13 protein-coding genes are annotated in these 15,304 nt (G+C 49.6%); 4 read left to right on the top strand and 9 right to left on the bottom strand.

All coding sequences use genetic code 11. From position 1 onward, the window contains the following. Positions 1-23 precede the first annotated feature (23 nt). The gene (locus B1728_RS11745) at positions 24-830 is read left to right on the top strand and encodes a Cof-type HAD-IIB family hydrolase (RefSeq protein WP_079910402.1); all 807 of its coding nucleotides are present in this window, start codon (positions 24-26) and stop codon (positions 828-830) included. Positions 831-894: 64 nt separating this feature from the next. On the opposite strand, the gene B1728_RS11740 is transcribed toward B1728_RS11745, so the two are convergent. Further along, positions 895-2,364 (bottom strand): aminotransferase class I/II-fold pyridoxal phosphate-dependent enzyme, encoded by a 1,470-nt coding sequence (locus tag B1728_RS11740; RefSeq protein WP_455430508.1) that lies wholly within the window; start codon positions 2,362-2,364, stop codon positions 895-897. Between the two features lie 285 nt (positions 2,365-2,649). Between B1728_RS11740 and B1728_RS11735 the strand changes: the two genes are divergently transcribed. After that, a complete protein-coding gene (locus B1728_RS11735; protein ID WP_079910400.1) occupies positions 2,650-3,831 on the top strand; it encodes an MFS transporter in 1,182 nt (393 codons plus the stop codon). A gap of 184 nt (positions 3,832-4,015) precedes the next feature. On the opposite strand, the gene B1728_RS11730 is transcribed toward B1728_RS11735, so the two are convergent. The 5 genes from B1728_RS11730 to B1728_RS11710 form a co-directional block, all read right to left on the bottom strand. Next, positions 4,016-4,942 (bottom strand): S-layer homology domain-containing protein, encoded by a 927-nt coding sequence (locus B1728_RS11730; RefSeq protein WP_079910399.1) that lies wholly within the window; start codon positions 4,940-4,942, stop codon positions 4,016-4,018. Between the two features lie 167 nt (positions 4,943-5,109). Then, complete coding sequence (locus B1728_RS11725; RefSeq protein WP_079910398.1) at positions 5,110-5,841, bottom strand: DUF2680 domain-containing protein; 732 nt, start codon at positions 5,839-5,841, stop codon at positions 5,110-5,112. Between the two features lie 185 nt (positions 5,842-6,026). Next, positions 6,027-6,662, bottom strand: coding sequence for a DUF1054 domain-containing protein (locus tag B1728_RS11720; protein ID WP_079910397.1), 636 nt, complete (start codon positions 6,660-6,662; stop codon positions 6,027-6,029). A gap of 165 nt (positions 6,663-6,827) precedes the next feature. After that, positions 6,828-7,850, bottom strand: coding sequence for a 2,3-butanediol dehydrogenase (locus B1728_RS11715; protein ID WP_079910396.1), 1,023 nt, complete (start codon positions 7,848-7,850; stop codon positions 6,828-6,830). Between the two features lie 187 nt (positions 7,851-8,037). Then, the gene (locus B1728_RS11710) at positions 8,038-8,940 is read right to left on the bottom strand and encodes a LysR family transcriptional regulator (protein WP_079910632.1); all 903 of its coding nucleotides are present in this window, start codon (positions 8,938-8,940) and stop codon (positions 8,038-8,040) included. Positions 8,941-9,197: 257 nt separating this feature from the next. Between B1728_RS11710 and B1728_RS11705 the strand changes: the two genes are divergently transcribed. Together B1728_RS11705 and B1728_RS11700 are read left to right on the top strand one after the other, a co-directional pair. Further along, positions 9,198-9,965, top strand: a complete 768-nt coding sequence (locus B1728_RS11705; RefSeq protein WP_079910631.1) for an SDR family NAD(P)-dependent oxidoreductase — start codon at positions 9,198-9,200, stop codon at positions 9,963-9,965. Positions 9,966-10,013: 48 nt separating this feature from the next. After that, a complete protein-coding gene (locus tag B1728_RS11700) occupies positions 10,014-12,326 on the top strand; it encodes a DUF4962 domain-containing protein (RefSeq protein WP_079910395.1) in 2,313 nt (770 codons plus the stop codon). Between the two features lie 105 nt (positions 12,327-12,431). Here the strand turns inward: B1728_RS11700 and B1728_RS11695 are convergent, their stop codons facing one another. The 3 genes from B1728_RS11695 to B1728_RS11685 are packed head-to-tail and all read right to left on the bottom strand — an operon-like array spanning position 12,432 to position 15,049. Next, entirely contained in the window at positions 12,432-13,490 is a 1,059-nt protein-coding gene (locus B1728_RS11695; RefSeq protein WP_079910394.1) for an ABC transporter substrate-binding protein, read from the bottom strand. 22 nt (positions 13,491-13,512) lie between these two features. Then, positions 13,513-14,277 (bottom strand): ABC transporter permease, encoded by a 765-nt coding sequence (locus B1728_RS11690; protein ID WP_079910393.1) that lies wholly within the window; start codon positions 14,275-14,277, stop codon positions 13,513-13,515. Next, positions 14,210-15,049 (bottom strand): ABC transporter ATP-binding protein, encoded by an 840-nt coding sequence (locus B1728_RS11685; protein WP_079910392.1) that lies wholly within the window; start codon positions 15,047-15,049, stop codon positions 14,210-14,212. Before B1728_RS11685 ends, B1728_RS11690 begins: the two co-directional genes overlap by 68 nt. Positions 15,050-15,304: the final 255 nt, after the last annotated feature.

Here is a 15,304-nt window from a genome sequence, read left to right as displayed (position 1 = left end):
AGCAGGGAGAGGAGACCGCAGGAATGAAACGATTTGAAGGCTATTTGCTGGTAAGCGATATGGACGGTACTTTATTGGACAGCAGCAAATCAATTAGTGAAGAAAATAGGAGTGCGATCGAACGATTCGTTGCAGAAGGCGGACTCTTTACATTAGCAACAGGAAGAATTGCAGGCTCGGTAAAGCGCTTCGCCGATGTTCTGCCTATTGGTGCGCCGGCCATATTATATAACGGCTCCGTGATTTACGATTTCTCGACGGACAAGGTCGTCTGGCAGCGTACGCTGGACAGAACCGTGATGCCGGTGCTGGAGCAGGTTATGCGGCAATTTCCTGAGATTGGCGTAGAGGTGTACTGCGGCAGCGATCCGTTCTTTCTTCGCGAGAATCGAATGACAGAGCATCATCGGCGAATGGAGAATTTCAGGAGACCGTTGACTGAAGACATGCATCAGCTGACAGATCCATGGTTGAAGGTACTTCTTGCTTGGGAGCCGGAGCATCTGGATGAGGTGGAAAGCTATGTTCAGCAATTCAGCGACCATTTTACCTGGGTGCGGTCTGACGACAAATACCTGGAAATATTACCGGCAGAAACGACCAAGGGACATGCCTTGGAAGAGCTTATGAGCATGACGGGAATCGAACGTTCTCGCTGTATTGCGATGGGAGACCATTTAAATGATCTGGAGATGCTTCGCAGAGCAGGGGTCGGCGTTGCCGTAGCCAATGCGCATCCATCGCTTGTGGAAGTAAGCAATCGGTCCTGCAAGCATCATAATGAGCATGCCGTCGCTGATGTGATCGAATGGCTGGAATCTCAAGTGTAAGGACGGGATATAAAGGAAGGGAACACGACGTTCATGGCCGTGTTCCCTTCTGTCTTTATTAGCATTAGAAAATCGCTTGAGTTTCTACTATGACCTTTACATTCTGAATGCTTCTGTCTTCCGGGCCCTTGACCGGAAGGCCTACTTCCACATGCTCGGTAATGTAATCGATCAAATCCTGAGAGATAACCTCACCCGGCAGCAAAATCGGAATTCCAGGAGGGTATACGTAGATAAATTCCGCAATGATCCGGTCAGCAGACTCCTTGAAAGGAACGACTTCCGTATCGCCGTAGAACGCATCCCGCGGCGTTAAGGTGAGCTGAGGAATTTTTGGAATTTTGATGACCAGCTCGTTGACTTCCCTTATATTATAATTTTGTTTGGAAAGCTCTCTTAGCGCGGTCAGCAATATATCGACGTTGTCTTGGGTATCTCCGGGAGTGATGAGACACAAGATGTTATATAAATCGCTTAGCTCGACTTCAATATTGTAATGCTCACGAAGCCAGTTCTCCGCATCATAACCGGTGATGCCCAAGTGCCTAACATGGATGTTCACTTTGGTCGGGTCATAGTCATAGGTTGCTTCCGTACCGAGAATTTCTTCCCCAAAGCAGCTAAGCCCCGGAATTTCATTAATCGATTTGCGGGCATATTGCGCCAATTCGATCGCATGGTCGGCAAGGGCCTTACCGTTCAAAGCCAAATGGCGGCGGGCCGCATCGAGCGAAGCCAGAAGGACGTACGAGGTCGAAGTCGTAGTCAGCATGCTGATGATAGTTTTGGCACGGCGCACATTGACCCGGCCTTCCTTGATATTAAGAACGGAGCTTTGCGTCATCGAGCCGCCCAGCTTATGAACGCTGGTTGCAGCCATATCAGCCCCTGCGCTCATAGCAGACATAGGCAGCTTGTCGTTAAAATGAATCAGTACTCCATGAGCCTCGTCTACCAATACGGGTATATTGTAGCTGTGAACGAGGTCGACGATCTCCTTCAGGTTGGCACACACGCCATAATATGTTGGATTGATGACGAGAACGGCTTTGGCATCAGGATGCTTCTCAAGAGCCCGTTTAACGGAGCGGGTAGTAATTCCATGATCGATTCCCAGGTTTTCATCACGGACGGGTGAAATAAAGACAGGCTTGGCTCCTGCGAAAATGATCGCGGACATAATGGACTTATGTACGTTCCGCGGTACAATGATTTTGTCTCCCTGAGAGCAGACGGTTAAGATCATTGTCATGATGGCGCCGCTCGTACCTTGAACGGAAAAGAACGTATAATCGGCACCAAAAGCGTCGGCGGCAAGCTTCTGAGCTTCCTCAATGACACCGGTCGGCTGATGCAGATCATCCAGTGGTGCTATATTGATAAGGTCGATGGACAGGGCGTTGTCTCCGATAAAATGCCGGAACTCCGGGTCCATCCCGACTCCTTTTTTATGGCCTGGAATATGGAATTGAACGGGGTTATGCTCTGCGTGCTGCTTTAACGCAGTAAAAAGAGGAGTACGTTGATGATCCACTGTCATGCCTACCTTTCATAGTAAAATAAATACGGGAAGAGGTCCGGTATGGGACCCCAACTAAGTTATACTAAACCATAATGGGATAGGGATGCAAGAGGATTTTTTGATGTCTGGAGGAGCGTCCAAAGTTGGAAGGGATTTCAGGAAGCGGAAGGGCAAAGAACATGCATCCTCCGGCGGTTTTGTCCAAATTGTTAATCTTCGCTGAGAAGATTTCCCTATGGAAAAAAGTTATGATACCATAGCAGTATAACTATATATTGGGGGGCAATGGATAACACTATGAAAAAACAGCTGGCCATCATTATGGTACTGCTGATGACGATATTTATCGGCTTCGGCATCATCATTCCGGTGCTTCCCGATGCGGTGACAAGCTCTGGAGCTAGCAGCTTTCATTTAGGCATGCTGCTGTCGATCTACTCCTTGGCTTCCTTTCTCATGTCGCCCATTTGGGGCAGCATCTCGGACCGGATCGGCAGAAGGCCGCTAATTATGATCGGAACGCTGGGATTCAGCGCGAGCTTTCTTATATTCGGGCTGGCGGACGGCAATTTGCTGCTGATGTATGTGTCCCGCATTCTGGGCGGGCTGTTTTCCGGAGCGGCAACCGCATGCGCTGTAGCTTATGTGGCTGATATTACGACGGAAGAGAACCGTACCAAGGGCATGGGGCTTGTCGGCATGTCCATCGGGCTTGGCTTTATTTTCGGCCCTGCGGTGGGCGGGATCTTAAGCCACTGGGGCTTTCAGGTTCCCTTCTTCTCTTCCTCCATCCTGGCATTGCTGACCTTCCTGTTTGCCTTGGTCATGCTGCCGGAATCCTTAAGCGAAGAGAAGCGGCGCAAGCCGCAAGCAGGAGAGGCCAAGCCTTCGCGCTGGTCGGCCTTTGTCGGCTCGCTCAAATATTTATACGTGCTGTCCTTCTTCGTTTCATTCACTCTGGCCGGGCTTGAAGCGACGCTGCTCTTGTTCGAAAAGGACAAGATAGGAGCTTCTTCGCTTGACCTGGGCATCATGTTCGCGGTGAGCGGCGTTGTCGGTGCATTGATTCAGGGCGGGGTGGTGCGAAGATTCATTAAAAGAGGCGATGAGGCGCGCGTTGTTGGGCTCGGCTTGATCTTGTCCGCCATCGGCTTCGTGCTGATCTTATTCTCGAGCAGCCTGGTGACCGCTTCCATCTACCTGTCGGTATTCGGCGCAGGCAATGCATTGATTCGTCCTTGTGTGACTTCGCTGATCACCCAGAAAACGAAGGTCGGACAGGGGGTTGCTTCCGGACTCAGCTCCTCTATGGACAGCTTGGGCCGCATCACAGGACCTCTGCTAGGAGCTGGAATCTATCAGTACAGCATGAACCTTCCGTTCTACACGGGGGCAATTTTGTCTGTGGCAGCGCTGTATTTGCTTTACCGGTTCATGGTTATTGACAAGGAAACCGCTTCGCTCGGACAAAGAGCTTAAGCTTCATAACGCTAGGAAAGCCGCAGGCGCTTCAAGGGAGCGACTGCGGCTTTCTTTTGCATTATAGGCTTTCTCTAGCATAAAAGGATGGTTCCATGCAATCCCCCTGAATCGAACCTCTGTAGCATGGTTCACGTAAAACTAGGTTTTTAACAATCTGGCCCCACAATGTGGGGTTATTTTGTTAGGCAGCAGGATGGAGCAGCCGGTAAATGACGGCGACGGCCTCGGCGCGAGTCATTTTCTGGTCGGGACGGAACGTTCCGTCCTCGTATCCGTCAAATAGGTGCGCTTCCTGAACCGCACTAATAGATTCTCCAGCCCAATAATCGGACGGTATATCGCTAAAAGATGGGGAAGAGGCAGCTGCCTTCAGCATTTCGCTTCGTGACAGTATAGCCGAAATTTCAGCGCGCGTTATCGTATTGTTCGGACGAAACGTGTGATCCGGGTAGCCGTTAATAAGCCCGTATTCTACGGCCGTAATAATATAAGTCCGGTCTTCCTTATTAGAGCCTATATCCGTAAATTCAGTTTCGGTGCTGTTGGACAGAAACAATTCCTTCGCTTTCACAAAATACCGGATAAACTCGGCACGGGTAATGTACTGATCCGGCTTGAAGGCCAGCTTGTCCGTCTGTTTGTCCAAATAACCGTCGATATACTTTTTGTCGTATAAATCCGTTATCTCTTTTTGAGCCCAGTGGCCTTGTATATCGCTAAAATCCGTAGGAATACCATTTAAAGACAGCACGTACTTGCTTACGGCTTTGTATTCGTCTTCGGTCAAGGAGCCGGGTGCACTTTCTGGCATGTTACGGCTAATAAAATCGTAGGCTTTATCGTACGTGCCTAGCTTCTTCTTAACATGATCGCTCGCTATGGCGGGGAATTTGCCAGAACCTTTGCCATCCGCTGCATGACAAGACAGACAGTGCTGTTGGTAGACCGCCTCGCCGCTTACAGGAACGGCCGCTGAAGGATCGGGAGCCGCTGCCGCTGCTGCCGTCCTATCCTTAGGTAACGAACTCTGGAGCAGCATGCCTCCGGCTAGCAAGGCAGCGCCGAGCAGCAGCAATGTGCTTTTTCTAATGGGTCGATTGCGAAACATAGCAGGCACTCCTTGTGATTGTCACTTTTCTCCATTATAAACGAAAAAGATGACGGAAGTGTGAAATTAATCACGTTTTTTGCTGAAATTGCGAAAAAAAAGCAGTCCCCCGTCATATCCAATGCGGAGGACTGTGTTTGCCTTAACCTTTCGGGTTGAACGGACGGTTACTTAGCTTCCTTGCTTTTTTCTTGCGGAGAGCCGCGCTTGTGCTCCACCATTTTCTCGATCCAAGGAGTCATTTCCTCCTTAATCTTGGCGACCAGCTGCTCCTTATTCATGCCTTTGTCAGCGGCGACCTCGGCCAGGGACTTGCCTTCCTTCAACTCAGCTCTCAGCTGATCCTCCGAGATTCCGATAATCGCGGCAAGCTTGTCCGGCGCCGGGAGCATCTTATGCTTCATACCGTGCTTGCCATGCCAGAAACCGCCTTTATGGTTCACCATAAATTTCAGATGCTTGTCCATATTGGCTTTCATCTTCTCGGCCTGCTCGGCTGTCAGCTTGCCGGCTTTAACCGCCTCATCGATTTTACCGCTGCGAACGGCTGTCAGCTTGCTGATCAGATCCGTCTCGCTGATTCCTTTTTCCTTTGCGATATCCACAAGCGACTTTTCTTTGAGTGCAGCAGAGAGAGCGGCCTTATCCATATTTAGAATCGCAGCGGCCTCTTCGAGAATTGGGATGGCTCTGCGCTCGCCCTTCTCCAAATGTTTGCCTTCCTTGCCTTTTTCGCCGCGGTCCTGCTTCTGATCCGTGGGCCCTTGCTGCTCAAGGGTTGTCCGTTCCGAAGGATCGGCAAATGCTTGCTGCTTAGACCCGGAGAGAGCGACTCCGCTCAGCAGTAAAGTGAAAGCCAGGCTTGTGACAATAACCCTGTTCGTATGAACGCTTCTCATCTTCTGTCCGCCTTTCGCATAATAATTTGATCCCCCATTGGATGAGGTAACCAAGTTATAGCGTGTGCAAATGAACTTAATGTTACTTTAAGAGAACCTTAGTGCTACATAAATTTTCTAAGACGCTCGTATAACATTACGAAACTAAGAGTTTGCAGTTTCAGCGGCTTTTATACGAAAAGGAATTAGTTGGAAGCCTTTCTGGCTATTTGGTACAGCGGCATTAATGTTTGAAAAGTGTTTCGCACGAGCTCAAGAAATTGCGGGCCGTTGGAAAGTACGGGATCGGCGGATGACAGGCTGAGACCGATCAGCAGCTCGGCCTTCTTGACGTCACGGAATCTCTCCAGCGCCTTTTGCAGCTCGGTATCGCTCAGTTCGCTGATCGTAACGGCATCTTTTTGCATGTGGTCGAACGATAGCTTATAAGAATCCGGAATCGCCGAACGAAATTCGTCGAATTCATTCAGGTACGCTTGGGCTATATTTTGTTTTGCAGGGAGCTCATAGATAAGGGCAAGCCATATAAATACGCGATCATCGAAAAGCCCTACCTGGAAATGGGGGTACATCTTATATCCCCGTTTGTTATGACAAATGGCCATCCAGGTGTCTACAGGGGCGTTAACCGTACGCCGGGCGTGCTTGGCGATGTGCAGGAACATTTCGTCCCCGGCGAGCATAGCCGTTTCATCACACAGCGCATCTCCTATAGCCTTGAACTTGGGCTGAATTCTTTGCTGGATCCCTTGCATTCGGCCCTCCAGGCCGGGGATAGCGAATACGTCAAAATCCTCTTGCTGAAAACCTTCGAAAGTCATGTCCATATCCTCCTGAGCGACAAAAAATCCTTATGTATAAAAATACTATATCATACCGTTCGCCTGCCAGGCGAATAAAACCATAATCATAGGAGGCAGCCAAAACAAGAAAAGCCAGCAGAGCGTGAACGGCACACTCCACTGGCTTTGGGGTTGTTATGTTAATTAATCCCGGTTTGGCTTGACGAGAATTTTGCATTGTTTTTTATCATGGCTCAACAGCTCAAAGCCCTTTTCAACAATGTCGTCCAGATCGATGATACTGGTAATGACAGCTTTGCCGTCAATGATTCCGTCAGCTAACAAACGAATGACCTCGGGGAACAGACGGATATAAGCATAAGAGCCGCTAATTTTTGCTTCGGTACGTACGATGGTATTCGGATCGAAGGTGACGGGTTTTTCCCATACGCTCACAATTTTGAACTCTCCATACGGACGTACGGCACGGACCCCGGATTGGAAGGTGGCTTGAACACCTGCGGCGTCAAAGGCTACATCTACACCGCCTCGAGTCTCATCGAGAATAAATTGGGTGGCGTCGACTTCCATAGGGTTGAGAGTTACTGTAGCTCCAAGCTCCATTGCCTTTTGTCTGCGTTCCTCGGAAACCTCCACGACATAGATACGGCTTGCTCCGGCCGCTTTTACGGCTTGCAGCAGCAGCAGCCCGATTGGACCTGCACCAAAGATAGCTGCGCTGTCTCCAAGACGAAGCTGGCTTTGCCGAACGGCATGAACGGCTACGGCAGTAGGCTCCACAAGAGCACCCAGCTCCAGGCTCATATGCTCGGGTAGCAAGAATATATTTTCTTCCTTGACAACAACATATTGGGCAAAACCGCCGGATATAGTATAGCCGTATCCTTGACGGCTGATGCACAAATTCACAAGACCTCTTTTACAATTGTCGCATTTGCCGCAAGGGATCAAGGGCTCGACGGCTACTCTGTCACCAACCTTAATGGTAGTAACATCCGGTGCGACTTCAACCACAGTACCGGAAAATTCATGACCCAGCACGGGCTGCGTTCGCATTGGATAAATTCCGGCCATATATTCATGCATGTCGCTTCCGCATATTCCGGCAAATTCTACTTTGATTTTAGCCGTTCCAGCTTCCAGTACAGGAATTTCTGCATCCTCCACTCGAATGTCTTTAGGGCCGTAAATTTTGGCTGCTTTCATTTGGGAACAGCTCCTTTATGAAGAGTAAGTAACAAAAAAAATGATGAAGAGACATCGTTCGCTTCTATTGTAAATCCGCTCATTGTTTAAGTAAATTTATATATATTTAAGTTTAGTTAAGTATAGCTTAAGTAAAAAACGCAAGAAGCATCACCCGAATGGAAGGGCGGCCTCATTTTCCAAGCAGCTATGGCTGCAGGAGGGTATGCTTCAAGTGATTGATAAATATTTTGGCGGGATTGGACAGTTTCTTTTCCTTGGACAAAACCAGGCTAAGATGTATCGTTCTTTGGAAAGGGTTGTCCAGTTCAACGACGACGAATTCACCCTTTAAGTATTCGGGCTGGTTCCTGAAGGAATAATCTAGCCCGATCGTAACCGCGGTACCGTCCTCTGTCGCCCTTCGAATCGCATCCTTATTATTGGTGGAGAAAAGAATGGTGACATCGCCGTACCGGTTCTGGAACTGGTCCATGTACCACTTCAAATAGTCGTCATTATACAAAACGACAGAATGCTTTCTTAATTGTTCCGGCGAAATGGACCTGTTCAAGGCAAGCGGCGATTTACGGCTTATGCACACGACGACTTTGCCTTCCAGCAGGGGCTCGAGCGTTAAACCGGCGCGGTTCTCCAAATAAGGCTCGAACGCGATGATCAATCCCATATCGATCTTATTATGCCGAACCTCCTCAATGATCTCCTGTGTCCCTTTCTCGACTATTTCCATTTGTATCTTGGGGTACTGCTTCTTTAAGCTCAGGATCGTATCAAGGTATAGCGATAAAGGACCCGGAATGGTCGCTATCCGCAGCTCGACGCTCTGAGTGTTGGCATACCCGCAGGCTTCGTCCCGTAGCTCCTGTAATTTGCCGAGCACTTCGGCCGCCTTATGGATGATGGCTTTTCCTTCGGCTGTCGGAACGGCTCCCGAGCGGGAGCGGGTGAATAAGGTGATGTTAAGCTCCCCCTCCAGATTGGAGATCGACTGGCTGACGGCGGATAAAGTGACATGAAGATTTTGTGCGGCCGCAGTTAACGAGCCCGTCTTGGCTACCTCGACTATGAATTCAAGCTGTTCCAAATGCATAAGATCATCCTTTTGCGTTTTATAAAATGGAATAAATAGATTGTATCCGACTTTTTGTAGAGTAGCAAAAATGAACTCCACCGACAAATCGGAGCTCATGGTTGAATCCAAGAACGATTTGTCATGCCTGAAGGGAAAAATAAGAACGTTCATATTCATAATTTGCCAAACATGGTACAATCATATAGAGCGGTTTTAAGCAGTTAAGTAAGCGTTTTCTATAGGGAAGCTAAACAAACTTGCCGGAGGTGGATCTTTTGAACACGAGCTTAAAGGGGAAAATCGCACTGGTTACAGGCTCGAATACGGGCATTGGGCGTGCTGTCGCCATTCTGCTGGCGTCTCACGGTGCAAAAGTTGGGATTACTTATTTAAACCATAAGGATCAAGGAGAGGAAACGGTAGCGAGGATTCGCGAAGCGGGAGGGCAAGCCGAGCTGTTCCGTGCCGACGTGACCGATATCCGACAGATTGACGAGTTGGTCGGCGCCGTCGAAGCGGCATTCGGAGACACTGTAGACATTCTCGTCAATAATGCGGGACATCTGGTCGAGCGTCGTTCGAATTATGACATGAGCGAAGAGCTGTATGATCAGATCATGGACGTCAATTTCAAGAGCACCGTCTTTATGTGCAAAAGAGTGCTGCCTGGAATGAAGGACAAGCGGGCAGGCCGCATCGTCAATATGTCATCGATAGCGGCGCATAATGGGGGCGGTGCAGGTGCCAGTATTTATGCAGCGAGCAAGGCTGCGGTATCGAGCTATTCCAAGGGGCTGGCCAAAGAGGTAGCCGGGGATGGGATCACAGTCAACGTAGTATCCCCGGGCTTTATCGGGCAAACCGCATTTCACGCTACGTTCACAACGGATGAAGCGAGAAAAGCGACCGTTAACGGAATTCCGTTAAAACGGGAAGGTACCCCGGAGGATGTGGCTGGGGCGGTACTGTATCTGGTCTCCGATCTGGCAGCTTATTTGACGGGAGAGACGATTGAAATCAATGGCGGCATGTTCATGCGTTAAACTGCATGCAATCTACAATCGAGTTGAACCAAGAAGGAGCCATATCTTATGAGCCACCTGTTATACCAACCTATTGCCGGGCCTCTTACGGTCCAATACCAACCGGACAGCGACATGCGGCTGACGGAGAACCCTCCCCGGTTTACCTGGATTCCTGCACAGCTGGAAGAGGACCGTTATACGCTGCAATATTCCCGTTCTCCTGAATTCGAGGAGGGTTGTACGGTAACGGTCAAGCGGATTCCGTATAATTTGTACACTCCGGATGAGCCCCTGGAGCCGGGAGCCTATTATTGGCGCTATGCCTTGCTCCTTGACGCTTCATCCAATGAACAAGGAGACGAGCATTCCGAATGGAGCGTCATAAGAAGCTTTACGGTTCCTGAGGGGCTTCCGCTAACGCCTTTGGCCAGGAGAGAGGTACGCTATCGGCAAGCGGCTGCCGAGCATCCACGTCTATGGCTGCAGGCCTCGGAGCTGCCGGATTTCAGACGCAGGGTCAAGCAGGATGCCGCATTCTGCGGGTGGGACGTGTTTATTGAGAAATCCGTTCAGCCCTGGATGGGGAAGGAGCTGATCGCCGAGCCGAAGCCTTATCCCGACAACAAGCGGACGGCTAAGCTTTGGCGTCAAATGTACATGGACTGCCAAGAAGCGCTGTATGCGGTTCGTCATTTGAGCGTTGCAGGATTTGTGCTGGAGGATGAGCTGATTTTGGAACGAGCCAAGCAATGGCTTCTTCATGTGGCCTCCTGGGACCCTCAAGGACCTACAAGCCGAGACTATAACGATGAAGCAGCCTTCCGGGTAGCCGGGGCTCTTGCATGGGGCTATGACTGGCTTTATGACCGTTTGACGGCTGCGGAACGGGAAGAGGTCAGGGGCAAGCTATGGAAAAGAGCGGAGCAGGTTGCATTTCATGTAATGGAACGGTCCAAGATTCATCATATTCCATTTGACAGCCACGCGGTACGCTCGCTTTCCTCCGTGCTAGTTCCGTGCAGTATCGCGATGCTCGGGGAGGAAAGCAAAGCCGCGGAATGGCTGGATTATACATTGGAATATTACGCATGCTTGTATACACCTTGGGGCGGTGCGGACGGCGGATGGGCGGAAGGGCCGATGTACTGGACGACAGGCATGGCGTTCGTTACAGAAGCGATGAATCTGTTAAAGAAATACACGGGCATTGATTTTTACCAAAGACCCTTCTTCCAAAAAACCGGCGATTTTCCGCTTTATTGCTTCAGTCCCGATACAATACGGGCGAGCTTCGGAGACCAATCGACCCTTGGAGATCCGGTCAGCTTGAAAACGGGCTTCAATATCCGGCAGTTCGCAGGAATTACGGGTAACGGATACTATCAATGGTACTATGAGCAGACAAAGGCGATCGATACCGATTCGGAGCTGAAGTTCTACAATTATGGCTGGTGGGACTTCCGCTTTGACGAGATGATGTACCGGTACGATTATCCGGAGATACCTGCACAAGCTCCATCGGATATTGAGCCCGTAAAATGGTTCCGGGATATCGGATGGGTCGCCTTTCATGCCAGGATGGACAAGGCGGAGGAACATATTATGCTGCTGGCCAAGAGCAGCCCGTACGGTTCCATTAGCCACAGTCATGGAGATCAGAACGGATTTTTGCTCCATGCCTACGGGGAGCCATTAGCCATCGAGAGCGGGTATTATGTCGCATTCGGCAGTACGATGCATATGAATTGGAGGAAACAGACCCGCTCCACGAATAACGTGTTAATTGATGGACTGGGACAGTATGCCGGAACGAATAAGGCACTCAATATCGCTGCCTCCGGAACTGTTGAGGCCGTGGAGCAGCATCCCGGCTATACCTATACCCGGTGCAATGCAACGGCGGCTTACCAAGAAAATGTACCCTATCTGGAACGATATGTCCGCGAGCTGTATTTTGTTAACGAGTCCTATATCGTCGTCGTTGATAGCCTGGATTTATCTCGGCCAGGAAGAGTGAATTGGTTGTTCCATACCCTGTACGAAATGAAGCTTGGCCCTCAATCGTTCCGGGTCCAAGGCCGTAAGGCCAATATGGATGGCAGGTTCGTGTACTGCTCTTCAGGGGAGCTGAACTTATCCCAAACCAATGAATTCGCGGAGGTTGATCCTTCCGAGATCGAGGGACTAGATCTTCAATGGCACTTGACCGCATCGACGGAACCGTCGGCAAGTCATCGCATAGTAACCTTGCTGGTACCCATGCGGAAGGACGACCCGAAGTATGTATCCTATTTTATGGACGATCAGGGTCATGGCGTTGACTTGTATTTTACGGAAGACGGTCGAACGCATCGTATCGAGGTCGCCAAGGTATATTAATCGGTCTTATTTCATTAGAAACATACAAAATCCCCCTTCACGGCAGCAGAAGCATTACATTCCGCCGGGTGAAGGGGGATTTCTTAATATTGAATACAGGCTGGATTATTTACCTGCTTTGACTTCTTCGAGAAGGCTCAAATCTACGAACTTGCTAAGATCGAGTTCTTCCTTCTTCACATCTTTAATGTAGCCGGCATCGATAGAGACTTTTGCCATCTCCTCGATAGCTTCCTTGCTTACGTCGGTCGTCAAATTCAAACGGGAGAGGGCTGCTTTAATGAGTGCAATGTCCATCCCTTTGCCGCTGAGTGCTTTCAAACGGTTGTTGATCAGCTCATAGGATTGATCCGGATTTTTCTTGATAAAATCAATGGCCTCGGCATTGGCTTGAATCGCTTGCTTCGCCATATCGCGGTGCTCCTTCAGGAACTTGTCGCTTGCCACCAGAATCGTCAACGGATAGTTGCCATTGTTAGGCGGGATTTTATCCCAATCCACGATGATTTTCCCGATGCCTTCCTGTTCCATTTGGGTGCCCCAAGGCTCTGGAATCAAGGTAGCGTCAATTTCTTTTTGGCGCATGGCTACCATGGTATCGGCAGGAGCGCGCGCGATAATCTGAACTCCGCTTTTATCTGTTGTAATATTGAGGTTGTTTTGCTTCAACAGCAAGCGCAAAGAAATCTCATTCGTGCTGCCTTTGGTTGGAATTGCGACGGTTTTGCCTACCAAATCTTTGACATTCGTGATACCGGAATCTTTGCCGGCAACCAGTACGGCGCCGCCGTTATTGGAACCGGAAATGACTTTGAAGTTTTTACTTTTGATATATTGGTTCGTCGAAGGGCCTGGGCCTACGAAGCCAAGATCGATTTCGCCTGTAGCTAATGCGGTAGAGAAATCGGAGCCGTTATCGAATGGCGTGACTTCGATTTTTACGTTCTCACCCCAATATTTTTGGAATAAACCTTTTTCCAATGCGACATAGCCTGGAGCGTGGGTAACATTTTTGAAAATGCCGAGTTTGACCGTTGACGCAGGAGCCGATTTACCGCTGCCGTTCGCTGCATCCTTGGAAGTCTCCCCGCTCTTGCCGCAAGCCGACAATACCAGAACGACAACCAGCAAGAGGGCCAGTGATAAGGAAATACTTTTTTTCATGAAATAACTCCCCTTTGAAAGCTTATTTTTGTTTGCCTGATAATCCGTAGCGGACCAGTATCGTATCTTCCAGCTTTTTGAAGCAGAAGTGGTCGGATAACGTGCCAAGAATGGCGATGATAATGACAATACAGAGCATTAATGCCGTGTCCATCAGATTGCGGCCGTCCTGAAGCAGCTGTCCCAAGCCGACGCCTTTGGCGATTAATTCACCGGAGACAAGCGCGCGCCAGGCAAAAGCCCACGCAACGCGAACGCCAGTAATCATATGAGGGAAAGCGGCAGGGACCATCACTTGGTAAAACATTTTGAACCCGTTGCCGGTTCCCATCGTCTGGGCCGCCTTGAGATAAATCCGGGGGATGTTCATAATCCCTGTCCGGCTCGACATGGCCATCGTCCAGGTCGCTCCCAATGTCGTAATAAAAATAACGGAGAAATCGTTCATACCGAACCAGATGATGGCGAACGGGAGCCAGGCGATGCTCGGAACTGTCTGCAAAGCGACAACAAGGAAGCCGATCGTATCGTCCAGGAACCGGTATCTGGCGAACAGGAAGCCAAGCGTAGTACCAATGACAATCGATATAATAAATGCGGTAAGCAGCCGGCGGATACTTTCCAGTGTGGCCTCAAGCAGCTGGCCGTGAACGAAGCCGTCATAGAAAGCTTGGAACGTTTGTGAAACCGAAGGGAATTTCCAGCCCCAGTCAAAGATTCTAAATCCCGCTTCCCATGCTATCAGCAGCAGAACCAGAAAGAGGGTTCTTCTTAATGCTGTACTCATCGCCCATTTCCTCCTTTACCACTTTTTCCAGCTCATCGGCCAGAGCATCCATGATGCTGTTTTCCACGTGATGGAGGAGGGGATCCGACCAATCTCTCGGCCTTGCCGCTTGCACGGCGAATTCCTTCTTGATCGTACCGGGACGCGTTGACATAACCAGAACCCGATCGGAAAGAATGACTGCTTCGCGGATATTGTGCGTAATGAACAGTATCGTTTTGCGCGTCCGCATCCAAATATCTTCCAGCTCTTTATGCAGGATAAGGCGTGTCTGCTCGTCGAGTGCAGCGAAAGGTTCATCCATCAATAAAATTTCCGGATCCATAGCCAGAGCTCGTGCTATCGCTGCTCTTTGCTTCATACCGCCGGACAATTCATGTGGATACCGATCGGCAAATCGGCTTAGATGAACGGATTTGATCTGCTCCATCGCGAGCTCTTCCCGTTCCTTCTTGCCAACGCCCTTCTGCTTCAAGCCGAAGGCCACGTTATCCAGTACGGTTAACCAAGGAAACAACGCATGCTCCTGAAAGACGACTACGCGATCCGGTCCAGGTTCCTTACAAGGCTTTCCGTTGACGGTTATCGAGCCCTGCTCGGCCTGCTCCAAGCCCGCTACCAGATTCAAAAGCGTAGATTTGCCGCAGCCCGACGGACCCAGCAGGGAAACAAATTCCCCTTTTTGAATCGTAAGAGATACATTATCAATGGCGGTAAAAGAACCACCCGTCCGCTGATGAAACGTCTTGCTGACACCTGTGATTTCGATCAATGACGCTCACTCCCCTGAAATCCGAAACATAGTTTTTCTTTTGTAAGATCAAACATGAACCGCATGAACAAATATCGAAAAAACGGTACTGGTCCAAACGTCCTATAACATTTTCGGCCGCTGTGTACGATAAATAAGTAGGAGTATGCCGATTAACGATACTATTTCGCTTTCTGCGTGCGATTCCGCTTTCTTATACCAACCTATTCTATCGGAATTAATATGTTTGTCAATATAAAGTTTTCATTTGCAGGA

The sequence above is a fragment of the Paenibacillus sp. 32352 genome (genome assembly GCF_002042965.1).
GTDB lineage: Bacteria > Bacillota > Bacilli > Paenibacillales > NBRC-103111 > Paenibacillus_S > Paenibacillus_S vulneris.
Note: the sequence above shows the minus strand (reverse complement) of the source record. Positions and strands in the feature narration are given on the sequence as shown.